We start from the raw sequence: 26200 nt of genomic DNA, 5'->3' as shown, positions 1-26200 counted from the left end.
ACACACAAAGGTTCGGCAAGGCTCAAGCGACGGCCGAAGCTTCGTGCACAAAGCGCCCCACCACACTCGACATCCGCGACAACTGCATGTCGTCCGATGTCCGTTCCGCGCAATCAGAATACCGTAGCCAAGAGTCCGACCTCTTTGAGTACGCTCGGCGAAACGCTGGGGTACCGCGAACAACAAGACCGCCTTTGCATGCAAAAATCGATCGTTGAAGCGCATTGCCACCAATCTCGTTCGAATTTTCCACTGTGATCAGTGTATTTCACTCCCTCGCAAACCAAAACCTTATAAAATCACCATCAAATTCAAATCGACAATCCATCCAATTTACCACACATTAAATTAATTATAAAACACTCGACATCACTCAGATCTTTGCAACATGAAATTTTCCATTCAGAACTTGCACCTTAAGACCTTCTCGCTCCGCGTTTCTTTCAAAATAAAAATACACCGCATGCATAGCAGTCGATTTAGGATACCTGTTAACAAAATCAATTAAATTCGCATAACAACCCGCCCCGCTCTTCCCAACAATCATACTTACAATACTATGCATTGGCAAATCTTGCCCTTTTTCCAATATTTGCCAAAGCCTATCAACATCAACCACAAAACCTTTTTGCCAAAGAACATCGATAGCTCCGGCCAACCACGACCAATCATCATGGTCAATTACATCTCGCCCATCAAGATAACTCCCAACCTCTAACGCAAGTTGATGTGCCGCGTCACTTGAACCATGCACTGCACATATTAATCGAAGCTCTCTTACCTCAGGGCCATCAATATCCTTTTCCTTCATTAAATTCTCTGCCTGGCAAACAAGCAGCTTCATCGATTCATCAGGATCTTTCTTCGTCAAAAATGGACCACCTCCCCAGAGCCTCCCACGCTTCCCAGATGGCTTCAAATTTATGTGAAAACTCAATGATTTTATAATTCTAAATTTCTCTAAATTTGGCAAATTTCGCTCAAAAATCACCTCAATCCCGCGGCATTTTCTGTCTTCGGAAAAATACGGCACCTCATGAACCCAGCCCAGAATATCAGATATATCCGCTACCGCGAGACAATCAATAGCCGCATCGGAAAATTTCTCGATACCGAAAGCCCCCAACAAAACAACAAGGCCAGCCCTATATCTTGAGTTAGTAAGCGGATCATCCGCAATCTCTGATAAAAACTCCACAAGTTCACGGGATATGTCACCATCAGAGTTAAGGTGTGCAAGCGGATATCCACCGGCATTGGTTGCCTCCACACGATAGCGCGCGCGGAGATGCACCTTCCACCAAGTAGTTGATAGGTAAGCAGCAGGGAAGCTCGGCCAAAGATGCTCGCTCTCTGTCTCTGCCAACGCAGCATCAATCAATTCGGGGCCCGGCTCCCTAGCACCTGCTGGGGGGCCAAACATCGCAGCCGCTCGTATAATCGGAGGAAGGGTTTCATCATCTGAGATAATCTTCCAATCAACCGACGACTCGTCTCGTAATTTGTAAAAGATCTCCGAAATCACTCCGAGAGCTAAAGATCCGCGAGTTTCACGTCGAGCCCGGCCAACCAAAAGCGCAACCGCATCGCCTAAGACTGGCTTTATTGCACGACACCAACCTTCGCCCCACAGCTCTCGAATATCCTCTCTATTGAGTAGCGCCTCAAGGCATTCCAACGTGAGAATTTTATCTGACGCCCTATCGATAATAATAGATCGCTCAAAATAATTTTCACCACTCTCAATCAATACACGCCTAATCTCAGGATGAAGTGGCCGAGAAAAACCATCGGCAATTAAATTTCCAATTTGTCGCTCAACAATATACCCACCTCTAACCCACGCCTTAGCCAATCTCGATGCAACTGACTCTCTAAGAGCTGCGTCGACCTTTGCACCATTGACAATACATCTTGCCACAAGTCGCAACGATGTATAAAAAAGATCATCCTCAGATTCAATCAGTTGCCGAAGAATACCACCAGCATCATCTATTTTCTCAACCGCATATTGAATTGCCTGGGCCCAAGGGCGTCTATAGACATTCTCCAACAAGCCAGCCGCTTCTAAAGTAACGGCTTCCGCCAAGACACATCCAGCGAGGTACTCTTGAACCGTTGGAATACAGAAGGCCAGACGCGAACCACGACGCTCAATCAATCCATATTGAAGTAAAGTATCTACGCAATCATCACCGATCGCGTCCCCAAGTATTCTACTCAGCTCAGCACGCACCTTGGTTTCTGGAATGGCAGCCTCATTCCTCTTCAAAGAAATAGAGGCAACCGCCTCCGCACCTCGCCGAAGCTGCGTCTTCCCAACATCCGTTTTTTTGACATTTTTATTTTTCTCCGGAGAAAATGCATTTCTTAAATAAAGCTCAAGCATCTCAACCCTACTAGTCGGGATTTTTTCATTTTTTTTCAGTGTCGCAGAAAAGATAGCAAGAAACAGCGGAATGCGACAAAGCAACTCCAACTCTTGATAGGCCCGTACATGCCGCACAATCTCAGCAACATTAAATTCGCCGCGGGCTCTAAAATATGCCTTTAACATTCCCATCATCTGCTCATCGTCGAGCCTTTGCACACGGATCAATTTGAAATGCGGGGGAAATGTAGTAACCGACGCATCGCGAGCGCCAATCAAAAATGACGTATTCGGAAATCGAGCCGCAGCACGCTCTATCATATTAACAAGTGCAGCTCGAGCACCATCACTAAGCTCATCGACTCCATCAATGACTATCACGGCACGCCCTTGTTCACAAAGGGCAGTCCAATCAATATTAGTTTGATAAAGTGCGTTATACTCTGCATTCAAATATTCCTGTATAGTCGGATGATCGGGAAGAAATTCCGCATGAATCAATGCCGGAATATATGTCGTTTTAATTGCCAGTCGACGGACGGTCGCTCTGAGAATAGTTGATTTTCCGTATCCAGCCCCACTTTCAAGAATCACAGCGCGCATTTCCGGTGATGGGAAAATCTTCAAATCGATTTTATCTCCATCATATCGACGAACAAGCCACGGATCTTCATCCTCAAAATCCGTCTTCATGGTGTTGTCAATTGATATAGCAGTCGGCCATATCAGCACATCATCTTCGCGTATCGATAAAGAAGTACCAGGAACTCCGATATTACCGACCTGAATAGCAATCGCTTCGCGATACTGCTCAAGCCCATCTCCATGAGATCCGAAAACGCGGACATTGAATTTTTCGAGCAATAACTCCGACAATTCTACAGAGCGAAATGTATAACGAATTCGACCAGCACCACCGCAACAGTCTCTTAAATGACTCAGCAAGGCCAATTTCGGTTCCGATGCGAGAGGCATCCAATCTCTAACCCGAGTCGTTTCCGCGACATCTAGCGTGACAAACTCGGCACGCGTTCGTTTTACTACGACGTACGCCTCTTGTTCCGGCAAGGCAAGTGTTGACAAGATCGATTCAGCAATGGCCTTCTGCTGTTTATTTAATGAATTTAGCCACTCTCGAATATTTTCTTTTCCTTGCACGCGCTCAAGCGTTTCTCGCAGATTCTCCATCGAGGCGCCCATGGTACCAAGCACAAGGCGAAACCGATCACGATTGTTACTACACTTTGTGTTTTGCTCTCTTGCCGCAGCCCAAAATTTATCCCAAACCTCACCTTGCAACGAAAATTGCTCCTTAGCCTGTATATAGAGCATCGATCCATCCGAATACTCGACAATCGTGTCATCGATTTCTTCAGGAGCTTCGATTCGCACAGAAACTATTCGAGCCCTCTCATTAGGAGACACGCGAAGATCCAGCAGCGCTCCTAAATAGAGAGCAGAAATCGTGTTTTGATAATAAATCCCCGACTGCGTTGTCGGTCCACCTGACTCGGCCATTCTATCCCCCGAATATAAAATTTTCTGTTACTCGACACATTTTTTATTTCAAAACTGACGCCTGCATCTCAGTTTTGTGCATCTTGCGTATAACAATCAGATGTTATATCAAGTGCAACCGAGTCATTTAGCGACTGCCTCGAGCATAGACCTAACACTCACCGTGATCCTAGGGTAACTCTTAAGCATAGGAACATGCTTCGTGAAGGAATTGTGCCGCTGCTCCTCAACTACCGCCCCGCTGCACAGGTCGCAGTCATCGGCACCGTCGCCTCCCGCAAGAGGACATAAACCCTCTCCCCTTGCTTGACAGAGACCGCCAACGTATTCGGCCCCTCCGGCACCCCATCCTGGCTTTCCCCGAGCAGCAATGCCTTCACCACCGCATCAGCCGGCTTCCGCCTCACCAGCAACTCGGCAAACCGAAACGCCGCGGCGTCATCGGCGAACACATCCGTATAAAAAGTCTCGTTATCGAAGATAACGGCAACATCACCCGAGGACTTGATCCCCGCATCTGCCCTCTTGGCCCAAGCCTTCAAGCGGAACTGTAGTAACCAGAAGGTTCACATTCCAGTCATCCGACTTCAAGAACAACCCATCCGGCCCGGGCGTCATCCCGTCATCGGGCACAACGTTTTGCACGTTACTCCCCGCTTTCCCGGAAAACCCTTTCGCCTTAACCGCTCCAACAAGCTTAACCAGCCGCGCATTCACCTCGGCCGTGTATTTCTTGTCCAGATCCGCCTGATCTTCCATCCGCGCCGCTGTAATCGCGTCGACGGCTTTCTTCCGATACGCAAGATAAGAATCAGTAGGCGACACAATCACCTTCGCCCCCACCGCAGCCGCCACCGCGACGAGCACCGCTGCCCCCACCCCGATCTTCCACCTGGAAATGCGTTTCATTTTTATAAGCGTTACCAAATCCCGCACCGACATGCAAAAACGGCTGCCGTGAACCCACGGCAGCCGTCCCTCAGAAGCACCTTATTCTAAATCGCGAATCAGACTTTACTCATCCACCTTGAAAGCCGACACCAGCCGGGTCAATTCCGCCGCCTGCTGCTTCAAGCTCGCCGCGGCCGCCGCGCTTTCTTCCACCAGCGCCGCATTCTGTTGCGTCATCTGATCGAGCGACTGCACCGCGTCCCCGATCTGATCGATGCCTGCACTCTGCTCCAGGCTGGCCTCAGCAATCTCGCTCATCATCGCGCTCACGCCTTGAACCTGTGACACGACATCGCGCATCACCTTCCCGGCCTCACTCACCAGCCGCGACCCGGTACTCACCGTGCCCGCGCTATGTTCGATCAGCGCCTTGATCTCCTTCGCTGCCTGCGCGCTGCGTTGCGCAAGATTCCGCACTTCCGAAGCCACCACCGCAAACCCGCGCCCCTGCTCGCCGGCCCGCGCCGCTTCCACAGCGGCATTCAGCGCCAGAATATTCGTTTGAAACGAAATGCTGTCGATCATCACGATGATCTCGGAGATCCGCTGCGACGCGTCGCTGATCTCCTGCATCGTGGTCACGACCTCACCCACCACCTGCCCGCCGCGCGCCGCCGTATCGGAAGCGCCGTTGATCATCTTCGCGGCCGTCGTCGCCGTTTCGGTGTTGTTCCGCACCACGGCTGTGATCTCTTCCATCGACGAAGCCGTGCGCTCCAGGTTGCTTGACTGCCCTTCGGTGCGTTCGCTGAGGTCTGCATTCCCCGTCGCAATCTGCGCCGACCCGGTCGCAATCGACGAGGAAGCCGCGCGAATGCTGTGCACCAGCGTCGACAGTGACGACACGAACCGGTTGAACGCATCCGACAACTGCCCGATCTCGTCCTGGCTCTCGACCGTCATCCGGCGCGTCAGGTCACCCTGGCCACTGGCGATTTCCGACAGCAGCGTCGCCGCGCGACGGATCGGCGCAGCAATCGCGCGCCCCACCAGCCAGATCACGAGCAGTGCAACACCAAGCCCCACCACCGCCGCAACCAGCGCCGCGCTGCGAATCGCACGCGTCACCGGCCCGAGCAGTTCCGCCTGCGGCACCTCGACGACCACATACGCATTCAACTCCGGAATGAACGACGTCGCGATAAAACGCGCACCGCCATCACCGTTGTAGCTCAGGTACGCATACGGCTGGCCAGCCAACAGCGTCGACGACGCATCCCCCGGCAGCCCCTGCTGATCCTTCATGAAATGCTTGCCATCAATCAGCGCCGTATCGCGATGCATCATGATCGCGCCGTCGGGACGCACGAGATACGCGAACCCGCTCTCGCCGATCCGGTACGCAGCAATACCCTTCGCGAGCGCATCGACGGACAAACTCATGCACGCCGCACCAATCGGCACGCCATCGAGTTCAACGCGGCTGTTGATGAACATCATGTAGCCGCCGACCGTCACCTCTCGGTCCATGTTCACGTCGAACGCCTTGCCGGACGACAGGAAGCCAGTCAGCCACTGATCCTTGTCAGTCACCTTCCGCTGCAGGCCGGATTCGTTGTAGTAGTTGCCGCTCTTCACGGACACCCACTGCACCGACGCGGCCTTCTGCTCGTCCTTCACGTTCTTCGCGAGCTGGATCCAGTTGCGCGTGCCGGCGTCGGGTTCGCCCTCGGCTTCCCATTGCAGCAGGAACGCATCGCGCGCGAGAATCCGCGACGCGGCGATCGGCCCGGCCATCTGCCGCTGCACGTCGGCGCGGATGCCGTTCACAGCCGTCGGCAACTCTTCGCGGACGACGCGATCGCGCACCGCGTTGCCGATCAGACGGATGCTGAGTCCGCTCGAGATCGCGACGAACACGAGCAGGCAACTCGTCATGCTGAGAATCAGCTTGTTCTGTATGGAAAGCTTGCGCCAGAAATGCATGGGGAACCCTCGATAACCGCTCGGTCTGAGCCAGATTGGGTTATCGGCATGCACGCGCAGAAGCGCATCGCTGATTTCACATGCTCATCATGCGAGATTCGTTATGTCGTTGTCAGGCGGACATATGCGGCCGCTTATAGATGCACGAACAACGAAAATTCAGCGCGAATCAGTATGCAACGAAGATCGTGACACGCCGATTCCGCGCCCGCGCGGCGGCATCGTCACCCGCGACGAGCGGCTGCGTATCGGCCCGCCCGATGGCCGCGAGCCGGTGCGACGCGACACCGCGCTCGGTCAGGTAGCGCACGACGCTCCCCGCGCGCGCCGACGACAGCTCCCAGTTCGATTCGTATTTCGCGTTCGCGATCGGCACGCTATCGGTATGCCCTTCGACGAGAATGTCGCCGGTCGCGTGATCGCTCAGTGCCTGCGCGATCTGGTTCAGCACGGGCGACGAATCGGGCAGCAGGCGCGCATCGCCGACGTTGAACAGGATCTTCGCGTCGATGCCGATCTCGACGCCATGCGGCGCTTTCACGAGCGAGATCCGGCCGTTCGACTTCAACGAATCGAGCAATGCGAGCCATGGCGGCGAGTGCTCAGGCGTCACGGTGGCGGCAGCAGATGCGCTCGCCGCGCCTGCAGCATGCCGCGCAAGCGTCTGGTACCGCGCGTCGAGCGCGTTGTATTTCGCGAGCTGGAGCACGTACAACGCGAGAAACAGCACCATCAGCGTCGTGATGAGATCCGCGTACGAAATCAGCCAGCGGCCGGATTGCGCGCCTTCGAGTTCGTCGTCGTCGCGATCGGCAGCGGATGCACCGTCAGTTCGAGCAGTCATGCGGTTGGAAATCCGGGTTCGTCGTACGACACACGCCCATCACGCGAGCGATTCGGCAGCGCGCCCGCGCACGTCGCCGGTCAGGCGCGTCTCGATCGTATGCGGCGATTCCTTGCGCGAAATCGCCAGCAAGCCGTCGAGATACAGCTTGCGAAACCGCAGCTCGCTGTCGATCTGCGCGCGCAGCTTGCCGTAAAGCGGCAGGAACACGAGGTTGGCGAACGCCAGCCCGTACAGCGTCGCGATGAACGCGACCGCAATGCCCGGCCCGAGCTGCGCGGGTTCGAGAATGTGGCTCGTCACCTGCACGAGCCCCAGCACCGAGCCGAGAATGCCGAACGTCGGCGCATACCCGCCGGCCTGCTGCCACACGCGCGCGGCGGCGAGGCGGCTGCGTTCGTAGGCATCGAGTTCGCGCTGCAAGGCGTCCTCGAGCACGGCGGTCGATACACCGTTCGCCAGCAGTTCGAGCCCGCGGCGCGCGAACGGATGGATGCCGCTCACGTCCATCGATTCGAACGCGAGCAGCCCGTCGAGCTTCGCGCGGTCGCCCCATTCGAGCAGGTCGGACAGGTTCTTGCGATCGACTTCGCGCGCCCGCACGAATGCGAGCCGCAGCTGTTTCACCGCGTCGAAGAAGCGCGCCCACGTGTTCTGGATCATCACCGCGCCGAGCGTACCGCCGAGCACGATCACGAGCGCCTCGAACTGGAACAGCATCGAGAAATGCCCGCCTTCCAGCGCGAAACCGAACACGATCGCCGCACCACCCAACACCACACCGGCCAGGGTCAACAGATCCATGTGCGCCCCCTTGTCATGCATCCGATGCCGATGCGACGGGTGCAGTGCCCGCCGCCGGCGCCTTCGCCGCGCGAACGGCATCCAGCACGCGTTGCTCGATATCCTCGATTTCGACCGGATCGAGCTTGAGCTCGCGGCGCATCACCCACGACACCTCGTTGCGCCGCGCCTCGGTCATCACGGAAAACAGCTTGTCGGCCACCGCGCGATCGTCGAGATTCGCGATCAGCTTCGCGAGATCGTAGGTATCGAACGCGCTGATGACGTCGAACAGCGTGCGCTGGTCGATCGACACGAGATCCTCCAGCGAGCGCACCTCTCCACGACGCGCATTGCGTCGCGAGAAGTACGTGACACCCTTCTGCTCGACGTAACTGAGCACCTTCGATTTGCGGAACGCGAACACTTCGTCGGCAATCTCGCCGTTCGACAGCTTGTTGAGCAGCATCGTCTTCTCGACACCGATCAGCGCTTCAAGATCGGCCAGCTCGATGAGTTCGAGTTCGCTGTTGATCGACAGGTCGAGATCGTGATCGGCCACCTGCTGCGCGCGATCGATCACGCGCGCGGCGTCGAACGTGACGACCTGGCGTGCATCCGACGACGACGCATAGTCGACTGCCCCGCCCGCATGGTCCGCCTGCGCCGCTTCGATCGTGACGAGATTGAGCTTCTCCATGCGTCGCAGCATCGCGAGCACGTGCGGCCGCGAGTGGCCGGCAATCGCGCGGCATTTGCGGATCACTTCGGCGAGCGGCACCGAGGTTTCGGCCGCATGAGCCTGCATCGGCCGGCGCGTCCACGCGTCGCCGCCATCGCGCGCATCGCCGCCCGCCATCAGCGCCAGCACATGCGCATACGACAGCACGCCCGGCATGAAGTCGGCATGCGTGTAGGTGGCGAGCTGGTCGTCCTTGCGCTTCACGCGGCGGATCATCGTCCGCACGATGTGACGCAGCAGCGCCGACACACGCTCGATTTCTTCATCGAGCGTGCCGGCCGGCACGACCGTGAGCTGACAGAATGAAAGCGCCTTCGCGGTATGAGCACGGGGCTCGGCCGCGAGCAACGCCGATTCACCGAAGAACTCGCCTCGGCCGAGTGTCGCGACGACGACGCGCTTGTCGTCGCATCGCGTGGACAGCTCGACCTTGCCGTCGGTGATCAAGAAGATGACGGGCTCACCCGCAAAGCCCTCGGAGTAAATGATTTCCCCGGGCGCCGCTGTACGCGTCCACGATTGCTGACGATTCACGTCGATTCCCCTGCTGCGCTTGCTTTCTTGTACGGCCGCGCGTCGCGCTTCATGTGCGATCATCGCCGCCGTTCCCCGTACTCCCGTTTACGACACGCGCGCTGGGGTTCTTTAACCTCGTCTCAGGGGTTCCGTGAGCAGAATTTGATGTAAATCGTTTGCGCTGCGGATAAGGCGCGATACATCAGGGAAAACGACAGGTCGAAACACGTTCCCTGGATCGGCCCGGCCCGCCGCGTTCCTTACTTCCGGCCTTCAACGCTCACAACGAGGTGGCTCACTCGTGCACGCCCCACGACACGAGCACCGCGTGGATGTTTCGCGCGTATTCGTCCCGGAAGCGCGGCGTTTCCGAGTGATAGGCGCCGATCGCCTGCCAGGTATTCCCGTAGCGGACCATCTTGCGTTTCAGCATCCACGCCGCGACGTAGATGTTCACGCAGGCGTCCTTCAGCGCACCCGGCGGCACGCCATAGCGACGCAACTCGCCGAAGTGCACCGAGTTGATCTGGGTCTGGCCGACGTCGATGCTGCCGTCCGCGTTGCGATGCACGGCAGCCGGATTGCCCTTCGATTCGTACCAGGCGATCGCACGCAGGATCTGCGGGTTGACGCCCTGATAGCCGGCTGCGCGCTCGAAGCATTCGCTGCCGGGCACGGCGTCGTCCGCACGCACCGGCGTGACGAAGAGCGCAGTCAGCAACATCGCGAGCCATAGCCACGGCATCCAGCCCGGCCGCATCGAGACATTGCGGGCCCGGGCCGTCACGTATCCGCCGCTTCGATTTCGCGGGTTCATGGCGTCATCGCCAGCGCAGCTGCACCGGCCCCCGTCGTGCGCCGTTCGTGTGTGCTCTTCGCAAGCGCGTCGTCGAGCTTCTTGTCCTCGGCGGCGAGCGCCGCGCGCGACTCGTCGGTCACGACGAGACGCACCTGAAATTCCGGGGCCTTCTTCACGGACGGTGCGTGGCGCAGCTTCTTCGCGTGACGACCACCCGCCGGCGCGGGAGCCTGCACTTCATCGTCACCGCCCGCCCCCGGCGGCAGCGACGCGAACGGCGGTAGCGGCGGAAACACCTGATTGGATGCGGCAGGGGCAAACGGCGCACCGTCGCCGGGTGGCGCCGCACACGCGGTGCCGCACACGAGCATGGCCGCACAGATCGATAGTCGTAGCATCGCGGGATCTCCTGTTACTGGGTCGGTCCGACCTGGACGCTGTACGGCCGGCAACTGCCGGCCGCGACGTTCTCGACGCGAACCGCCGCGACACGCGGCGTCGCGATGCCGCGCCGGATGGACTGGTTCAGGTAGCCGAAATCCTGCGGCAGCGCGGCCACGCGAATTGTCATCGGTTGCGACTGCTTCGATGCGAGTGCGCCGACTTTCGCCAGCAACGCGGTCAACTGGGGATCGCGTGCGCCAAGCGCATCGGCTGGTATGACGAAATCGACGAGCGACGTCGACGCGGCGGGGGCGTCGTTGTGCGCATTCGCGTCCTGGCGCCCGGATTGAAGTTGGGCGCAGCCGGCTGACATGACGAGCGCAGCGGCAAAGACAAGCATGACGAACGGTTTCACGTGTTTCTCTTGCGGTCACTGGACCTGCGTTATCGGCAGCGCGCCCGCGATGTTTACCCCGATAGCGCGCGAGGCCCGCCGCACGGGGCCTCACGCCGTGCAACGATTCGTCCGATTTAAGCGCGCTTTGGCCAGACGCCATTCATCCGACATTTGAATGCGTCGTGCGTCACAGCGCGTGCGCCGCACGTGATCCGGCGCGTCAGAACTCCATGTCGAGTTCGTCGATGTCTTCGTGCTCCGCCTTCGCCGCATCGATCCACTCCGTCACGAACGGATGCGCGAGCACCTGCATGCAGTACTCGGCGATATCGGGCTCCAGTTTCACGTCGTAGGTCAGGAAGCGCGTGACAACCGGCGCATACATCGCGTCGGCAATGCCGATCTCCGCGCCGAACAGCCAGGGGCCGCCGTACGCGGCCAGGCATTCACGCCAGATCGTCACGATCCGCTGGATGTCGTGCTGCGCGCGCGACCAGATCCGGAAGCCGGGGAAATGCGCGCGCAGGTTCATCGGCAATGCGGATCGCAACGCGCTGAAACCGGAATGCATCTCGCCGCAGATCGAGCGGCAATGCGCGCGTGCTTTCCGGTCTTCAGGCAGCAGCCGCGCCTGCGGCCGGATTTCGTTCAGGTATTCGGCGATCGCAAGCGTGTCCCACACCGTGTTGCCGTCGTGTGTCAGGCACGGCACGAGAATCGACGGCGACAGCAGCAGCAATTCCGCACGCGACGCGGCATCGATCGGCACGCTGACCGTCTCGAACACGAGCCCGCTCAGCTTCGCGAGCAGCCAGCCGCGCATCGACCACGACGAGTAATTGCGGCTGCTGATGGTCAGCGTCGTCTGTCCGGTGACTTCCATGTCGCTCCCCTGTCCAAAGCCGTTCGTGCCCCTGCACCGAAACGGACGCCACGCGGCATCACCCGCACCATGCCTGTGCGGCACATTCGCCGAACTGGCGCAGCACCGCACGCTGTCGCGGCACGTGCCGCACGCCAGGCCGGCCGGGCAACGCATCGCGCGCGGCTGCCGTGTGTCGCGTGCCGCCTGCGTCGCCGCGCTCCCGAACCGCGTGCAACGCGCGTGCCAGCCGCAGGCTGGCACATCGCTTGCCTCGTTCAAGGCAACGCGGCACAACGAGCGAAGGTCATGAATCTGCTTGCCTATCCGTTCTATCAATGGTCTGCCGAATGCACGCGCCCGGCGCGCGCATGGGCCGCCGCCGCCCGCGCGACGATGTCGCTGTGGCCGCCCGCTACATCGACGCCGACCGGCCGCATGCTCGACGCGCTGTGCGAACTGCTCGAATGCTGCGCGTTCTCGCATCGGCGTCCGCCGTTCGACATCGCGTCGATCGTCGTCGACGGCGAAACGGTGCCGATCGTCGAGGAAGCCGCCGCGGCCACACCGTTCGGCACGCTGCTGCATTTCCGCAAGGCGCTGCCGGTGGCGCGCCAGCCGCGCGTGCTGATCGTCGCGCCGATGTCCGGGCATTTCGCGACGCTGTTGCGCGGCACCGTGCATACGATGCTGGCCGACCACGACGTGTACATCACCGATTGGCACAACCCGCGCGACATCCCGCTGTCGGCCGGGCGCTTCGGTTTCGACGAATACGTCGCGCACGTGATCGACTTCATCCGTCAGATCGGCCCGGATGCCCACGTGCTCGCGATCTGCCAGCCGACCGTCGCCGCGCTCGCGGCGGTCGCGCTGATGGCCGCCGGCGGCGATCCGGCGCAGCCCGCGAGCCTGACGCTGATGGCGGGCCCGATCGATTGCCGCGTGAATCCGACAAAGGTCAACGCGCTCGCGACGAGCCAGCCGATCGAATGGTTCGCGCGCAACCTGATCAGCGTCGTGCCGGCGGGCTTCGTCGGGGCGCAGCGCTGCGTGTATCCGGGCTTCGTGCAGGTCGGCGCGTTCATGTCGATGAATCCCGATCGTCATGCGGCGTCGTTCGCCGACCTGTACTACGAGCGCGCGAAAGGCGATCCGGCGAAGGCCGACACGCTGCGGCACTTCTACGACGAATACTTCGCCACTGCCGATCTCACTGCGGAGTTCTATCTGGAAACGGTCGAGAAGGTGTTCCAGCAATATGCACTCGCGCGTGGCGAACTGACGGTCGGGGATCGGCTCGTCGAACCGGCGGCGATTCATCGCACCGCGCTGTTGACGATCGAAGGCGAGAAAGACGATATCTGCGCAGTGGGCCAGACGGTGGCCGCGCAGGAACTGTGTTCGGGGTTACCGCCGTATCTGAAGACGCACCACGTGCAGACGGGGGCGGGCCACTACGGTGTGTTCAACGGCAGCCGATGGGAAACGCAGATCTATCCGATCGTACGCGCGACGATCCATGACAACGAGCCGTACGATCGCACCGCGGGTGCGGAAGGCGACACGAACGGCACGCACTACGTGACGCTGCGCGCGCTGCTCGATGCCCGCGCAGCGGAGCACGATGCGGCGACCGACACGCAATCGAATCACGCCCACTGAAGCCATACGGCGCTGAAAATGAAACGCCCCGCCGGGGATGGCGGGGCGCGAGGTGCTGCAGCGAGCGGACGACGCGCGAGGAAGCGGCCTCGCGCGTCAGCCTGCGTTACGAGCAGGCCTTGCCGTGCGACGCGTGGTAGCCCTTCGTCTTCGCATCCGCTTCCGACATGTAGCTGCCGTGCTTCGTCTTGCCGTAGTACTTGTCGGTCGAGCAGTGATAGACCTTCGTGCTGTCGTTGGCCCATACCTTGCCCGCGCCGCCGCCCGGCGCTGCCGCCGCGGTCGTTGCAGCCGCGCTCTTCGCCGGCGCGGTGCCGGATGCAGGCGCAGCGGAGGCTGCCGTTGCCGGCGCTGCGGCCGGTGCGCTCGCGGCTGCCGCCGACGATGCGCCGTACCAGGTCTTCACACCCTTGTGGCCCGCGCATGCACCTTTCTTCGACGCGCCCGAGTAGAACGAGCCGTCCTTGCACAGACCGGTCGTGCCGGCCGGCGCGCTGGCCGGCACCTGCGCGAACGCACCGATCGACATACCCATGCCGGCGACCAGCGCGGCGATCAACATCGTCTTTTTCATGATCCTCTCCTGATTTGCCTGAACAACGAATGCGTTCCGGGTATCCCCGGGAAAGTCGCGTTACCGCACCCAGCGGCACACGCGATGGTGGTGGTGATCGAAATGGCACACACGGTGCGAATGCGCTTCGGCCAGTGCCGGAGCAAGAACGGCACATGCCACTGCGGTGGCCGTCAGGATCTTCGCGATGCGCTTCATGAAACTCTCCCGGGTAAATCAACCGGTGATCCGGCTGGTACCTCCTTAACGCCGGTCGTCGACAGGCCGTGCACCGCATCCACCCGCAATTGACGATCTTTGACATCGCAGTGCCGTCAACGCGCCGAAGCTGACGAATGTCTTTCTTTTCTTTCCGGATCTTCAGATTCGCAACCCTTAGGATTCGAAAGAATGTAACGAAGAGGAAAGCGGGCCGCGGGTGCGCTCGGAGCGCCATAACGAAAAAACCGCCCGAAGGCGGTTTGTCACACGCGTGCGCATCATGCGCGGCAGCTACGCCCCCGCCTCTCCCCACGGCGTCGGCGGCGGCACCGCGCACGGCCCCTCGACATCGATCGACTTGAAATCGGCGGGCCCGACGATCTCCAGATACTCCATGTCCGGCGAGTAGTCGAACAGGTAATGGACGATTCCCGGCGCCTGATGCACGCAGTCGCCGGCGCTCACCAGCGTCTCGCGTTCGCCGTACATGAAGCGCGCCCAGCCCTTCAGCATGATCACGATATGGAACTCGGCCTCGTGACGGTGCCAGCCGGTGCCCGCCTCCGGTGCATGATTCGCCCGGACGAGTTGCGCGACGACCTTGCCGTTCGTCGCGGCCGCGATACCGAGATCGCGGTACAGGAAGAAGTCGCGCAGGCCTTCGCCGTGATAGGCGGTGTCCTGCGGCTTCACATGGGAAAAGGCGGTGGTGGTCGGTGTGCTCATCGCGGTGCTCCTTCATCGAAAGGATCACGCGTGACAAGCATTTAGCGTTCCAGTGTGCGGCGTCCCGGGCAGCCCGCGACGCCGCCTGCCGGCTTACTTCAACCGCCCCGACAGGAACTGCCCGAGCCGTTCGCTCTTCGGATTCACGAGAATCTCCTGCGGATTCCCTTCCTCCTCGATCTTCCCCTGGTGCAGGAAGATCACGTGATTCGACACGTTGCGTGCGAAGCCCATCTCGTGCGTGACGACAACCATCGTACGCCCTTCCTCGGCGAGCTTCTGCATCACCTTCAGCACTTCGCCCACCAGCTCCGGATCGAGCGCCGACGTCGGCTCGTCGAACAGCATCACTTCCGGCTCCATCGCGAGCGCACGTGCAATCGCCACGCGCTGCTGCTGGCCGCCCGACAGGTGCGACGGATACATGCCCTCGACGCGCGGCGCGAGGCCGACCTTCTCCAGGTACTTGCGCGCCCGCGCGATCGCTTCGTCCTTGCTGACGCCGAGCACGGCCATCGGCGCTTCGATCACGTTCTCGAGCACCGTCATGTGTGCCCACAGGTTGAAGTGCTGGAACACCATCGACAGCTTGGTGCGCATCCGCTGCAGCTGCTTCTGGTCGGCCACGCGCAGCGAACCGTTGCGGTCGCGGGTGGTCTGGATCGGCTCGCTGCCGATCGTGATCTGCCCCGAGCACGGCTGCTCGAGGAAGTTGATGCAGCGCAGGAACGTGCTCTTTCCCGAGCCGCTCGAGCCGATGATGCTGATCACGTCGCCGGCCTTCGCCTTCATCGACACGCCCTTCAACACCTCGTTGTCGCCGAACTTCTTGTGCAGGTTGTCAACGGTAAGCTTGTACATGCTGGGTCCTTCCTTGCGAATCTTGCGAATGCGTTAATGGCCGCGCGGCGAGAGGTACGCGAGCCAGCGCGTCTCGAGCTTGCGGAACGCCCAGATGAGCGTGAACACGACGACGGCGTACAGCACGGCTGCGATGCCGTAGGCCTCGAACGACATGTACGTCGCCGAATTGACGTCGCGCGTGACCTTCAGGATGTCGGGCACGGTTGCCGTGAACGCGAGCGTCGTCGCGTGCAGCATCAGGATCACTTCGTTGCTGTAGCTCGGCAGCGAGCGGCGCAGCGCGGAAGGCAGGATGATCCGCGTATAGAGCTTGAAGCGCGACATCCCGTAGGCCATGCCGGCTTCGATCTCGCCGGCCGACGTCGCCTTGATCGCGCCCGCGAAGATCTCCGTCGCATACGCGCATTCGTTCAGCACGAACGCGAGCAGCGTGCAGTTCATCGCGTTGCGGAAGAACGTGTCGAGCAGCACGTGGTTGTGCACGACCTGCAGGCTGTAGATGCCCGTGTAGCACATCAGCAGCTGCACGTAGAGCGGCGTGCCGCGGAACACGTACGTATAGAGCCACACCGGGCCGGAGATCCAGCGGTTCGACGATGCGCGCGCGATCGCAAGCGGCACGGCGAGCGCGAAGCCCAGCGCGATCGACACGACCAGCAGCCACAGCGTGATCGCGAGGCCGCTGAAGCGGTAGCCGTCGGTGTAGAGATAGCTTTGCCAGTACTGGCTGACGAGTTCGATCACAGTGCGAGCCTCCGGACGCCCACGGAATAACGCTTCTCGAGGTGATGCAGCACGACGTTGGACACCGTCGTGATCGCGAGGTAGATCGCGCCTGCAGCCAGCGTGAAGAAGAAGAAATCGAGCGTGCTCTTGCCCGCGTCCTGCGACGCTTTCACGACATCGGCAAGGCCGATGATCGACACGAGCGCGGTGGCCTTCACGAGCACCTGCCAGTTGTTGCCGATGCCGGGCAGCGCGAAGCGCATCATCTGCGGGAACAGGATGCGGCGGAACACGCGCCAGCCGCTCATCCCGTACGCGAAGCCGGCTTCGAGCTGGCCGCGCGGCACCGCGAGGAACGCGCCGCGGAACGTCTCTGTGAAATACGCGCCGTAGATGAAGCCGAGCGTGATGACGCCCGCCACGAACGGATCGATGTCGATCTGGTCCCAGCCGAGCATGTCGGTGAAGTTGTTCAGCAGGATCTGGATCCCGTAGAACAGCAGCAGCATCAGCACGAGGTCCGGCACCGCGCGGATCAGCGTCGTGTAGAAGGTGCCGACCGACTTGAGCATGCGGTTCGTCGACAGTTTCGCGCTCGCGCCGATGAGGCCCAGCACGAGCGACGCGGCGAGCGACAGCACCGCGAGCTTCACGGTCTCGACCGTGCCGGCCCACAGCAGCGGGCCAAATCCTTGGAAGATCATATGAGGGATCCAGAACGAGGTGGCTGGATTGTCAATAGCCATTAGCCGCGCATCAAACGATATCTGCGCACTACCTGATGCAACCTGCTCATCAAGTCGGACGCATCACGCGAAGCGGGTTGCACCCATAACGAACGCGGCGCGCGCCACAGCCGATGCGCGCCGCATGCAGGGTCAGCCGCCGTAGACGTCGAACGCGAAGTACTTCTTCTCGATCTTCTTGTACGTGCCGTCCTTGATGATGTCGGCGATCGCGTGGTCGATCTTCGCCTTCAGGTCGGCGTCGTCCTTGCGCAGCCCGATGCCGGCGCCATTGCCGAGCGTCTTCGGATCGTCGATGTCCTTGCCGGCGAATTCGAAATTCGCGCCGCGCGGCGTCTTCATGAAGCCGATGTCGGCCTGCACCGCGTCCTGCAGCGCCGCGTCGAGGCGGCCCGACATCAGGTCCTGGTACACGCCGTCCTGGTTCTGGTAAGGCACGACCTGCACGCCCTTCGGCGCCCAGTACGCCTTCGCGTAGGTTTCCTGGATGGTGCCCTGCTCGACGCCGACCGACTTGCCCTTCAGCGATTCAGCCGTCGGCTGCAGGTTCGCGCCCTTCTTCGCGACGAGACGCGTCGGCGTGTTGAACAGCTTGTCGGAGAACGCGATCTGCTCGGCACGCGCCGGCGTCATCGACATCGACGACAACACGCCGTCGAACTTCTTCGCCTTCAGCGCGGGAATCATCCCGTCGAAGTCGTTCTCGATCCACACGCATTTCGCCTTCAGGCGGGCGCAGATCTCGTTGCCGAGATCGACGTCGAAGCCGACGACCTTGCCGCTTGCGTCCTTCGATTCGAACGGCGGATAGCTGGCGTCGACGCCGAACCGGATCGTCGACCAATCCTTGGCGTGGGCACCGACCGCGATGCAGGCAAGGGCAATACTGAGCGCGAGTTTCTTCATGGCGTTCCTGTCAGAGGCGAACTGGGCAGGGGTCCCGTCGGGCGGCGCCGCCGTGAACCCTTCCAACCCGGGGTCGCCCTTCCGGCGACGCCCCAAGTTGTACATACAACTTTGCCTTTTCAGAAGGTGTGCCAGCAATCCGTGTTTATCACTAGTTGTCGGCGGATTGTTTCGACAACGGCATTTTTCCTTTAATTTCAATTAATTACGAATTACGAAAAGCTAAACAACAGCTTTCTCCAGACGTACGCGCGCCGCCGTGAGCCGGCTTTCACTTGTCTAGACCTGACTACACCGCACCGCGCGGCCCGTCCGCCATCCCGACCGTTTCCAGACCGACCAGCCGGTAGCCGAACTGCAGCTCCGTCAGCAAGTGCCGCGGGCGCGCCGGCACCGGTTCGAGCTTCTGCCGCAGGTTCGTCATGTACACGCGCACGTAGTGCGCGCGATCCGCGTCGTGGATACCCCAGACCTCCGCCAGCAATTGCCGCGCGGCGATCACGCCGCCCCGCGCGCGAATCAGCGCGGCGAGCAGCCGGAATTCGAGGCGCGTCAGGTGGACGGGCTCACCGCCACGCGCGACTTCGTGCTTGCCGAGATCGACCGTCACGTCGCCGAACCGCACGATCGACGACGATTGCCCGTCGGCCGACACGAATGCCGCGCGCCGCAACTGAGCGCGTGCCCTCGCCAGCAATTCGGGCACGCCGAACGGCTTCGGCAGGTAATCGTCCGCGCCCGCATCGAGCGCCGCGACCTTCTCCACTTCCTGCTGGCGCGCCGACAGCACGATCACCGGCACCGTCGACCACTCGCGCAGCTCGCGGATGAAGGTCTTGCCATCATCGTCCGGCAGCCCGAGATCGACGATCACGAGATCGGGCTTGCTGCTCGACGCATACATCCGGGCCTCGCGGGCCGTCGACGCCTCGCAGGTGTCGAGCCCCTCCTGTTCCAGCGCCATCCGCACGAAACGGCGGATGTCCGCTTCGTCCTCGACGATAAGTACGCGCGATCTGATCATGTCCGGCTCTCGTGTTCGATATCGGGCGGCGCGCCCAGTGGCAGGCGAATCTCGAACCGCGCGCCGTGCGGATCGAGCGGCACCGCGCGGATCGAGCCGCCGTGCGCGTTGACGATGCTGCGGCACAGCGCGAGCCCGAGCCCCACGCCGCTGATCGACGATTCCTTGCGTTCGCGCTCGAACGGCTCGAACAGCGGCTCGGTGTTGCGCGCGACGAAGCCGGGCCCGTCGTCCTCGACGAATACGTAGAGCGTTTCGCCGAACACGCGTGCGCGCACCGCCACGGCCGCGTCCGCGCCCGCGTATTTCGACGCGTTGTCGAGCAGGTTCATCAGCACGCGCTCGATCAGCAGCGCATCGACGTCGATCAGCGGCAGGTCGGCCGGCAAGTCGGCGCTCACGTCGCGGCCGGCCAGCACGCCCGCCGAATGCGCGAGCGCGCTGCCGACGATCTCGTCGAGCATGTGCCACTCGCGATTCAGCCGCACGCCCTCGCTCTGCATGCGCGCGAGATCGAGCAGGTTCACGACGAGCCCGTGCAGCGCCTCGGCCTGGTTGCGGATGCCGTGTGCGAGTGCCGCCGGCTGCCCTTCGGCCAGCCGCTCGGGCCGCTCCAGCGTCTCGGCGAGCCCACGGATCGCGGTCAGCGGCGTCTTCAGGTCGTGCGACACCGCGGCGAGCAGCGCATTGCGCAGCCGCTCGCCTTCGATGCGGACGAGCGTGTGCTGCGCGACGCCGACGTAGTGCACGCGTTCGAGCGCCATCGCGATCGACGAGCACAGCGCATCGATCAGGCGGCGATCGTCGGGGTCCGTCGGTACCGGCTGCGCGTCGCCGAACAGCACGAGCACGCCGCGCACGCGCATCGGCGCCTTCAGCGGCAGGTATTGCGCGGCCGCGCGCTCGAACGGCGGCAGCCCGCACCCGGCGCCGCGCGCATTCTCGTAGACCCAGCGGGCGATCGGTGCTTCGACGAACCGGGCGTGCTGCGCCGGCATCAGATGGTCATCCGCATCCGGCAGCACGAGTGCGACGCGCACACCGAGCAGCGGCGCGATCGTGCCGGTGCAGATCGACGCGATCTGCTCGGTCTCGATCGCGGCCGACAGGTCATGCGCGACCCGTGCAAGCGCGGCCGAGCGTTTCTCGTTCGCGCGCGCGGCGCGCGCCTCCGCGCGCAAGCGCGCCGCGAGCTGGCCGATCGCGAGCGCGACGGCCAGCATCAGCGCGAACGTGAACACGTACTGCGTATCGGACACCGCGAACGACAGCCTCGGCTCGACGAAGAAGAAGTCGAAGCAGCCGACGCACACGAACGCCGCCCACGCGCCGGCCAGCCGGCCGAGCCGCAGCGCGATCAGCACGACGGTCATCAGGAACAGCATCACGACGTTCGACAGGTCGAACACGCGCAGCAGCGCGCTCGCCGCGAGCGTCGCCAGCGCACACACGAGCGTGGCGAGCAGCAGCGGCACCGCGTACTGCGACACCCACACGTGCGTGCGCGGGCGCGCTTCACGCACGGCCAGCGTCGGCCGCGTGTCGGGCCCGGCGCCCGCGATGCGGTCGGCCAGCGCCGCGCACGCGCGCAGCACGGTTCGCCAGCGGTCGCGGCGCACGCCGGCCTCGCCGCGGCGGGCGGCGGTGTCCCGCTGCCCCGTTGTCCGTCGATTCGCTTCGCTCACGTTCACATTCACATCCATGATCGCTTCCGGCAATTGAAACGCCGAACGGCCCCGCGCACGCCGAGAAGGCGTGAGCGGGGCCGCGACGGCGCGTTCGGTCAGATAAACGGCGTCAACAACATGTCGATCAGCTTGATGCCGATGAATGGCGCGATGATCCCGCCCACGCCATAGATCAGCAAGTTGCGCCCCAGCAGCTTCTCGGCCGGCTCCGCGCGATACTTCACGCCCTTCAGCGCGAGCGGGATCAACGCGACGATGATCAGCGCATTGAAGATCACCGCCGACAGGATCGCCGATGTCGGGCTGTGCAGCCCCATCACGTTCAGCGCGCCAAGCGCCGGATACGTCGCGACGAACGCGGCCGGGATGATCGCGAAATACTTCGCGAGATCGTTGGCGACGCTGAAGGTGGTCAGCGCGCCGCGCGTCATGATCATCTGCTTGCCGACCTCGACCACCTGCATCAGCTTCGTCGGGTTGCTGTCGAGGTCGACCATGTTGGCCGCTTCCTTCGCCGCCTGCGTGCCGCTGTGCATCGCGACGGCCACGTCGGCCTGCGCGAGCGCGGGCGCGTCGTTGGTGCCGTCGCCCGTCATCGCGACGAGATGGCCCTTCGCCTGGTGCTCGCGGATCAGCCGCAGCTTGTCCTCGGGCGTCGCTTCGGCAAGGTAGTCGTCGACGCCGGCTTCCGCCGCGATCGCAGCCGCGGTGAGCCGGTTGTCGCCGGTGATCATCACGGTCTTCACGCCGACCTTGCGCAGCTCCGCGAAGCGCGCGGCGATCCCGTGCTTGACGATGTCCTTCAGCTCGATCGCGCCGAGCACGCGGGAACCGTCGGCCACGACGAGCGGCGTGCCGCCGCGCCGCGCGATATCGTTGACCGCCGTCTCGACCGCTTGAGGAAACACACCGCCGAGCGCATCGACATGCGCGCGGATCGCCGACGCCGCGCCCTTGCGCACCTGGCGTTCACCGATATCGAGGCCGCTCATCCGCGTGCGCGCGCTGAACGGCACGGTGATGCTGCCGGCGGCCGCGGCCACGTTCAGCGAGAAGCGCTGCTTCGCGAGCGCGACGATCGAGCGCCCCTCGGGCGTTTCGTCGGCGAGCGACGACAGTTGAGCGGCCTCGGCCAGCGCGCGCTCGTCCACGCCGGGTGCCGGCCGGAACTGCACGGCCTCGCGGTTGCCGAGCGTGATCGTGCCGGTCTTGTCGAGCAGCAGCACGTCGACGTCGCCGGCCGCCTCGATCGCGCGGCCCGACGTCGCGAGCACGTTCGCGCGCATCATGCGGCTCATCCCCGCGATGCCGATCGCCGACAGCAGCGCACCGATCGTCGTCGGGATCAGGCAGACGAGCAGCGCGATCAGCACGGTCAGGCTCACCGCCGTGCCCGACGCGTTCAGCAGCACGCTGAACTGCGAGAACGGCAGCAGCGTCACGCACACGAGCAGGAAGATGATCGTCAGCGCAACGAGCAGGATCGTCAGTGCGACTTCGTTCGGCGTCTTGCCGCGCTTCGCGCCTTCGACCATCGCGATCATCCGGTCGAGAAATGCCTCGCCCGGTTGCGCGGTGATCTTCACGATGATCCAGTCGGACAGCACGCGCGTGCCGCCCGTCACCGACGAGAAATCGCCGCCCGACTCGCGGATCACCGGCGCGGATTCGCCGGTGATCGCCGATTCGTCGACCGACGCGACGCCGTCGATCACTTCGCCGTCGGCGGGAATCGTGTCGCCGGCCTCGACGAGCACGATGCTGCCGGCGGCGAGCTCGTCGCTCGGCACGCGATGGCTGGTGCTGTCGTATTGCTTCGGCTCGTCGAGCACCTTCGCGTACACGCGCTTGCGCGCCGCGCGCAGCGCATCGGCCTGCGCCTTGCCGCGGCCTTCGGCCAGCGCCTCGGCCGCGTTCGCGAACAGCACGGTGAACCACAGCCAGCACGCGACCGCGAAGATGAAGCCGGCCGGCGCGTCGCCCGTGCCGGTCAGCGCCTGCAGCCACAGCACGGTCGTGACGATGCTGCCGAGATACACGACGAACATCACGGGGTTCTTCAACTGCACGCGCGGCGCAAGCTTGCGGAATGCCTCGCGCAGCACGGCCGTCCAGCGCATCGGCGGCACGCCGCCGACCGGCATCACTGCTGGATTGATCGGGGTTTCGATATGGGACATGAGTGACTCCGTGGTTCCTGCTATTGCTTCGCGCCGGCCGCCTGGCCGAATGCGCGGTCCAGCGCGAGGTTCAAGGCGAGCACGCGCACGCGCGGTTCGCCGAGCACGCCGAGCTGGCGCGGCGACGCGATGCGGTCGACCAGCGCCGTGACCTGCGCGGCATCGACGCCGCGCGCCTGCGCGACGCGTGCCGCCTGCAGCCGTGCATTCGCGACCGAGATCTCAGGATCGAGCCCCGACGCCGATGCGGTCACCGCATCCGCCGGCACCGGCGTGCCGGCGGCGAGCGCGTTCTCCTGGCGGTACGCACGCACACGCTGCGCGATATCCGCGAGCAGCTTCTTGCTGGTGGCGCCCTGGTTGCTGGCGCCGCTGCCGGCCGCGTTGTACGGCTGGTCGACCGTCTTCGACGGATCGGCCGGATCGGTGCCGACCGTCGCGCTCGGCCGCCCGTGGAAGTAGCCGGCACGCTTGAACTGCTGCCCGATCACTGCCGAGCCGATCGTCGTGCCGTTTTGCTGCACGAGACTGCCGCGCGACTGCGACGGGAACAACACGTTCGCGATGCCCGTGGTGACCAGCGGATACGCGATCCCCGTGACGAGCATGAACAGGACCGACGAAGCGATCACGGGCCGCACGAGGCCGCGCGTCGCCGCGCCGAACGAAGAACCGGGTGCCGGCGCGGCGGCGGCCGCTGCCTGGCGATTGCCTTGCATCATGGTGTTTTCCTCAGAACAGTTGGCCGCCGGACATCATCAGGTGCTCGACGACCGGGCCGAGCGCGAGCGCGGGCAGGAACGTGAGACCGCCGACGACCAGGATCACGAAGACCAGCAGGCCGGCGAACAGGCCCGTCGACGTCGACAGCGTGCCCGCGCTTTCCGGCACGCTCTTCTTCGCGGCGAGGCTGCCCGCGACCGCGAGCATCGGCAGCAGCGTCAGGTAGCGGCCGATCAGCATCGCGAAGCCGATCGTCGTGTTGAAGAACGGCGTGTTCGCGTTCAGGCCCGCGAACGCGGAGCCGTTGTTGGCGGTGCCGGACGTGTACGCGTACAGCACTTCGCTGAAGCCGTGCGGGCCGAGGTTCGCGAGGCTGTCCATCGTCGAGTGCAGCATCGACGCCACGGCGGTGAAGCCGAGGATGCTGAACGGATGCGCAAGCACCGCGAGCATCACGAGCTTCATCTCGCGCGCCTCGATCTTCTTGCCGAGGAATTCCGGCGTGCGCCCGATCATCATCCCGACCAGGAACACCGTGAGGATCGCGAACGTGAACAGGTTGATCAGCCCGACGCCGTCGCCGCCGAATACGTTGTTCAGCATCATCTGCGCGATCGGCACGAGCCCGCCGAGCGGCGTCAGCGAGTCATGCATCGCGTCGACCGACCCGGTGGTCGCGGCCGTCGTGACGGTGGCGAACAGGCTCGTCTGCGCGATGCCGAAGCGCATCTCCTTGCCTTCCATGTTGCCGCCCGGCTGCGTGGCGCTCATCTGCTGGTCGACTCCAAGCCCGGCCACGAGCGGATTGCCGTGCTGCTCGGCCGAATAGATCACGGCCAGGAAGCCGACGAACATCACGACGAACGCAGCGAGGATCACCCAGCCCTGGCGGCGCCGGCCGATCATCGTGCCGAGCGCATAGGTCAGCGCGGACGGAATCAGCAGCATCGACAGCATGTGCAGCGTGTTGGTGAGCGGCGTCGGGTTCTCGAACGGATGCGCGGCGTTCATGCTGAAGAAGCCGCCGCCGTTCGTGCCGATATGCTTGATCGATTCGAGGCTGGCAACGGGCCCCATCACGATCTGCTGGCGCGCGCCTTCGAGCGTGGTCGCCCACGCATCGGACGCGAGCGTCTGCGGCATGCCCTGCCACACGTACACGAGCGCCATCACGAAGCTGAGCGGCAGCAGCACGCGATAGGTCACGCGCGTGAAATCGACCCAGTAGTTGCCGAGGTCCGCCGCGCTCTTGCGGCTCAGCCCGCGGATGAAGCCGCCCGCGGCCGCAACGCCGGTCGCCGCGCTGACCACCATCAGGAACGTGATGACGGCCATCTGCGAGAAGTTCGACAGGCTGCTCTCGCCCGCATACGCCTGCCAGTTCGTGTTGGTGATGAACGACGCGGCCGTGTTGAACGCGAGGTCCGGGCTTTGCGCGGCGCGCTGCAGCGCATCGAACGGCAGTGCGTCCTGGATGCGCAGCAGCAGGTAGCCGACCAGCATCATCCCGGCATTGCTGAGCAGCAGCACCATGCCGTAGCGTTGCCACGACATCGCTTCGTCGGGGTTCACGCCGAGCAGCGCATAGGTACGGCGTTCGACCCACGCGTGGCGCGGGCTCGTAAAGGCGTGCGCGAGCCATTTCCCGACGACGGGCACCAGCGCAAGCATGATCGCGAGAACGATCGCAAATTGAATGAGATTGTTGAACATGTCGACGCTCGCTCAGATCCGGTCAAGGCCGGTGATGAAACCCGCCGTCAAGGCAAAGAACGCGAGCGTGAACAGAATGAAAAGCAGATCGCTCATGACATCCACCGATATTTTCGAATTCCTGTTGAATCGCGCCGATCAATACCGCTCGGGTTTGATCAAAGCATGAAACAGATAGATAAAGAGCGCGAGCGACAACGCGCCGGTGATCCACAACATGGCTTTCCCCTTTTTTCGTATGCGCGGCAACGCTGCGCGATCGTTGGCGTCTCGGGCCTTGCCGTGTCGGCGCAAGCCCCGGTGACGCCCCCATGCTCATCTGGCGAATGGGATGCGACAGTGTAGAAATCCGCGTATCAAAGCGGTGTTCA

24 protein-coding genes are annotated in these 26200 nt (G+C 62.4%); 2 read left to right on the top strand and 22 right to left on the bottom strand.

What is annotated here, in order from left to right:
• Positions 1-373: 373 nt before the first annotated feature.
• From G3O06_RS08285 to G3O06_RS08240, 10 genes are all read right to left on the bottom strand, one after another.
• Complete coding sequence (locus G3O06_RS08285) at positions 374-3889, bottom strand: hypothetical protein (protein ID WP_205815695.1); 3516 nt, start codon at positions 3887-3889, stop codon at positions 374-376.
• A 492-nt stretch (positions 3890-4381) separates the two neighbouring features.
• On the bottom strand, positions 4382-4798 hold the full coding sequence (locus G3O06_RS48950) for a hypothetical protein (RefSeq protein WP_241019592.1): 417 nt from the start codon (positions 4796-4798) through the stop codon (positions 4382-4384).
• A gap of 105 nt (positions 4799-4903) precedes the next feature.
• On the bottom strand, positions 4904-6766 hold the full coding sequence (locus G3O06_RS08275; RefSeq protein WP_205815694.1) for a methyl-accepting chemotaxis protein: 1863 nt from the start codon (positions 6764-6766) through the stop codon (positions 4904-4906).
• 169 nt (positions 6767-6935) lie between these two features.
• Positions 6936-7610 (bottom strand): OmpA family protein, encoded by a 675-nt coding sequence (locus tag G3O06_RS08270; RefSeq protein WP_205815693.1) that lies wholly within the window; start codon positions 7608-7610, stop codon positions 6936-6938.
• A 39-nt stretch (positions 7611-7649) separates the two neighbouring features.
• Positions 7650-8414 (bottom strand): flagellar motor protein, encoded by a 765-nt coding sequence (locus tag G3O06_RS08265; protein ID WP_089453483.1) that lies wholly within the window; start codon positions 8412-8414, stop codon positions 7650-7652.
• A gap of 13 nt (positions 8415-8427) precedes the next feature.
• Positions 8428-9669 carry a cyclic nucleotide-binding domain-containing protein gene (locus G3O06_RS08260; protein ID WP_174916036.1) on the bottom strand — a complete coding sequence of 414 codons (1242 nt, stop codon included), beginning with the start codon at positions 9667-9669 and terminating at the stop codon, positions 8428-8430.
• A gap of 277 nt (positions 9670-9946) precedes the next feature.
• Complete coding sequence (locus tag G3O06_RS08255; protein WP_241019612.1) at positions 9947-10375, bottom strand: lytic transglycosylase domain-containing protein; 429 nt, start codon at positions 10373-10375, stop codon at positions 9947-9949.
• Between the two features lie 89 nt (positions 10376-10464).
• Positions 10465-10848 carry a hypothetical protein gene (locus tag G3O06_RS08250; protein ID WP_174979071.1) on the bottom strand — a complete coding sequence of 128 codons (384 nt, stop codon included), beginning with the start codon at positions 10846-10848 and terminating at the stop codon, positions 10465-10467.
• Between the two features lie 14 nt (positions 10849-10862).
• Positions 10863-11249, bottom strand: a complete 387-nt coding sequence (locus G3O06_RS08245) for a hypothetical protein (protein ID WP_254607939.1) — start codon at positions 11247-11249, stop codon at positions 10863-10865.
• 202 nt (positions 11250-11451) lie between these two features.
• Entirely contained in the window at positions 11452-12114 is a 663-nt protein-coding gene (locus G3O06_RS08240; RefSeq protein ID WP_205815692.1) for a glutathione S-transferase family protein, read from the bottom strand.
• A gap of 288 nt (positions 12115-12402) precedes the next feature.
• Here G3O06_RS08240 and phaZ point away from each other — a divergent pair, with 288 nt between their 5' ends.
• Positions 12403-13758 (top strand): polyhydroxyalkanoate depolymerase, encoded by a 1356-nt coding sequence (phaZ, locus tag G3O06_RS08235; protein WP_205815691.1) that lies wholly within the window; start codon positions 12403-12405, stop codon positions 13756-13758.
• Positions 13759-13864: 106 nt separating this feature from the next.
• Here phaZ and G3O06_RS08230 read toward each other — a convergent pair whose 3' ends face one another.
• The 12 genes from G3O06_RS08230 to kdpA form a co-directional block, all read right to left on the bottom strand.
• Positions 13865-14332 (bottom strand): hypothetical protein, encoded by a 468-nt coding sequence (locus G3O06_RS08230; protein WP_175000244.1) that lies wholly within the window; start codon positions 14330-14332, stop codon positions 13865-13867.
• 60 nt (positions 14333-14392) lie between these two features.
• On the bottom strand, positions 14393-14530 hold the full coding sequence (locus G3O06_RS08225; RefSeq protein WP_167347852.1) for an HHHH-motif protein: 138 nt from the start codon (positions 14528-14530) through the stop codon (positions 14393-14395).
• 294 nt (positions 14531-14824) lie between these two features.
• Positions 14825-15259, bottom strand: coding sequence for a cupin domain-containing protein (locus G3O06_RS08220; RefSeq protein ID WP_175003585.1), 435 nt, complete (start codon positions 15257-15259; stop codon positions 14825-14827).
• Between the two features lie 93 nt (positions 15260-15352).
• Positions 15353-16120, bottom strand: coding sequence for an ATP-binding cassette domain-containing protein (locus tag G3O06_RS08215; protein ID WP_085040736.1), 768 nt, complete (start codon positions 16118-16120; stop codon positions 15353-15355).
• Positions 16121-16153: 33 nt separating this feature from the next.
• Positions 16154-16867 carry an ABC transporter permease gene (locus G3O06_RS08210; protein ID WP_205815690.1) on the bottom strand — a complete coding sequence of 238 codons (714 nt, stop codon included), beginning with the start codon at positions 16865-16867 and terminating at the stop codon, positions 16154-16156.
• Positions 16864-17553 carry an ABC transporter permease gene (locus tag G3O06_RS08205; RefSeq protein ID WP_174968262.1) on the bottom strand — a complete coding sequence of 230 codons (690 nt, stop codon included), beginning with the start codon at positions 17551-17553 and terminating at the stop codon, positions 16864-16866. Before G3O06_RS08205 ends, G3O06_RS08210 begins: the two co-directional genes overlap by 4 nt.
• Positions 17554-17727: 174 nt before the next feature.
• Positions 17728-18501: an ABC transporter substrate-binding protein gene (locus tag G3O06_RS08200; RefSeq protein ID WP_174916043.1), complete on the bottom strand. Its 774-nt coding sequence runs from the start codon at positions 18499-18501 to the stop codon at positions 17728-17730.
• Between the two features lie 289 nt (positions 18502-18790).
• Complete coding sequence (locus tag G3O06_RS08195; protein WP_174916044.1) at positions 18791-19525, bottom strand: response regulator; 735 nt, start codon at positions 19523-19525, stop codon at positions 18791-18793.
• Positions 19522-21228 (bottom strand): DUF4118 domain-containing protein, encoded by a 1707-nt coding sequence (locus tag G3O06_RS08190; RefSeq protein ID WP_205815689.1) that lies wholly within the window; start codon positions 21226-21228, stop codon positions 19522-19524. The genes G3O06_RS08195 and G3O06_RS08190 overlap by 4 nt, the downstream gene beginning before the upstream one ends.
• An 80-nt stretch (positions 21229-21308) precedes the next feature.
• A complete protein-coding gene (gene kdpB, locus G3O06_RS08185) occupies positions 21309-23333 on the bottom strand; it encodes a potassium-transporting ATPase subunit KdpB (RefSeq protein ID WP_174979589.1) in 2025 nt (674 codons plus the stop codon).
• A gap of 80 nt (positions 23334-23413) precedes the next feature.
• Positions 23414-24115: a potassium-transporting ATPase subunit KdpC gene (gene kdpC / locus G3O06_RS08180; protein WP_205815688.1), complete on the bottom strand. Its 702-nt coding sequence runs from the start codon at positions 24113-24115 to the stop codon at positions 23414-23416.
• 10 nt (positions 24116-24125) lie between these two features.
• Positions 24126-25829 carry a potassium-transporting ATPase subunit KdpA gene (kdpA, locus tag G3O06_RS08175; protein ID WP_174968257.1) on the bottom strand — a complete coding sequence of 568 codons (1704 nt, stop codon included), beginning with the start codon at positions 25827-25829 and terminating at the stop codon, positions 24126-24128.
• Here kdpA and G3O06_RS48945 point away from each other — a divergent pair.
• A complete protein-coding gene (locus tag G3O06_RS48945; protein ID WP_241019590.1) occupies positions 25809-26174 on the top strand; it encodes a hypothetical protein in 366 nt (121 codons plus the stop codon). The two genes, kdpA and G3O06_RS48945, sit on opposite strands and share 21 nt — an antisense overlap.
• Positions 26175-26200: the final 26 nt, after the last annotated feature.

The sequence above is a fragment of the Burkholderia sp. Ac-20345 genome (assembly GCF_017104825.1).
GTDB lineage: Bacteria > Pseudomonadota > Gammaproteobacteria > Burkholderiales > Burkholderiaceae > Burkholderia > Burkholderia lata_B.
This window is presented reverse-complemented; position numbering and strand designations above follow the sequence as displayed.

What these genes read in the sequence shown, in the direction of transcription:
- G3O06_RS08285 (WP_205815695.1), bottom strand. Translation starts at nt 3,889, where the DNA reads ATGGCCGAGTCAGGTGGACCGACAACGCAGTCGGGGATTTATTATCAA.
- G3O06_RS48950 (WP_241019592.1), bottom strand. Translation starts at nt 4,798, where the DNA reads ATGAAACGCATTTCCAGGTGGAAGATCGGGGTGGGGGCAGCGGTGCTC.
- G3O06_RS08275 (WP_205815694.1), bottom strand. Translation starts at nt 6,766, where the DNA reads ATGCATTTCTGGCGCAAGCTTTCCATACAGAACAAGCTGATTCTCAGC.
- G3O06_RS08270 (WP_205815693.1), bottom strand. Translation starts at nt 7,610, where the DNA reads ATGACTGCTCGAACTGACGGTGCATCCGCTGCCGATCGCGACGACGAC.
- G3O06_RS08265 (WP_089453483.1), bottom strand. Translation starts at nt 8,414, where the DNA reads ATGGATCTGTTGACCCTGGCCGGTGTGGTGTTGGGTGGTGCGGCGATC.
- G3O06_RS08255 (WP_241019612.1), bottom strand. Translation starts at nt 10,375, where the DNA reads ATGTTGCTGACTGCGCTCTTCGTCACGCCGGTGCGTGCGGACGACGCC.
- G3O06_RS08250 (WP_174979071.1), bottom strand. Translation starts at nt 10,848, where the DNA reads ATGCTACGACTATCGATCTGTGCGGCCATGCTCGTGTGCGGCACCGCG.
- G3O06_RS08240 (WP_205815692.1), bottom strand. Translation starts at nt 12,114, where the DNA reads ATGGAAGTCACCGGACAGACGACGCTGACCATCAGCAGCCGCAATTAC.
- phaZ (WP_205815691.1), top strand. Translation starts at nt 12,403, where the DNA reads ATGAATCTGCTTGCCTATCCGTTCTATCAATGGTCTGCCGAATGCACG.
- G3O06_RS08230 (WP_175000244.1), bottom strand. Translation starts at nt 14,332, where the DNA reads ATGAAAAAGACGATGTTGATCGCCGCGCTGGTCGCCGGCATGGGTATG.
- G3O06_RS08225 (WP_167347852.1), bottom strand. Translation starts at nt 14,530, where the DNA reads ATGAAGCGCATCGCGAAGATCCTGACGGCCACCGCAGTGGCATGTGCC.
- G3O06_RS08220 (WP_175003585.1), bottom strand. Translation starts at nt 15,259, where the DNA reads ATGAGCACACCGACCACCACCGCCTTTTCCCATGTGAAGCCGCAGGAC.
- G3O06_RS08215 (WP_085040736.1), bottom strand. Translation starts at nt 16,120, where the DNA reads ATGTACAAGCTTACCGTTGACAACCTGCACAAGAAGTTCGGCGACAAC.
- G3O06_RS08205 (WP_174968262.1), bottom strand. Translation starts at nt 17,553, where the DNA reads ATGATCTTCCAAGGATTTGGCCCGCTGCTGTGGGCCGGCACGGTCGAG.
- G3O06_RS08200 (WP_174916043.1), bottom strand. Translation starts at nt 18,501, where the DNA reads ATGAAGAAACTCGCGCTCAGTATTGCCCTTGCCTGCATCGCGGTCGGT.
- G3O06_RS08195 (WP_174916044.1), bottom strand. Translation starts at nt 19,525, where the DNA reads ATGATCAGATCGCGCGTACTTATCGTCGAGGACGAAGCGGACATCCGC.
- G3O06_RS08190 (WP_205815689.1), bottom strand. Translation starts at nt 21,228, where the DNA reads ATGGATGTGAATGTGAACGTGAGCGAAGCGAATCGACGGACAACGGGG.
- kdpB (WP_174979589.1), bottom strand. Translation starts at nt 23,333, where the DNA reads ATGCGCTGGACGGCCGTGCTGCGCGAGGCATTCCGCAAGCTTGCGCCG.
- kdpC (WP_205815688.1), bottom strand. Translation starts at nt 24,115, where the DNA reads ATGATGCAAGGCAATCGCCAGGCAGCGGCCGCCGCCGCGCCGGCACCC.
- kdpA (WP_174968257.1), bottom strand. Translation starts at nt 25,829, where the DNA reads ATGTTCAACAATCTCATTCAATTTGCGATCGTTCTCGCGATCATGCTT.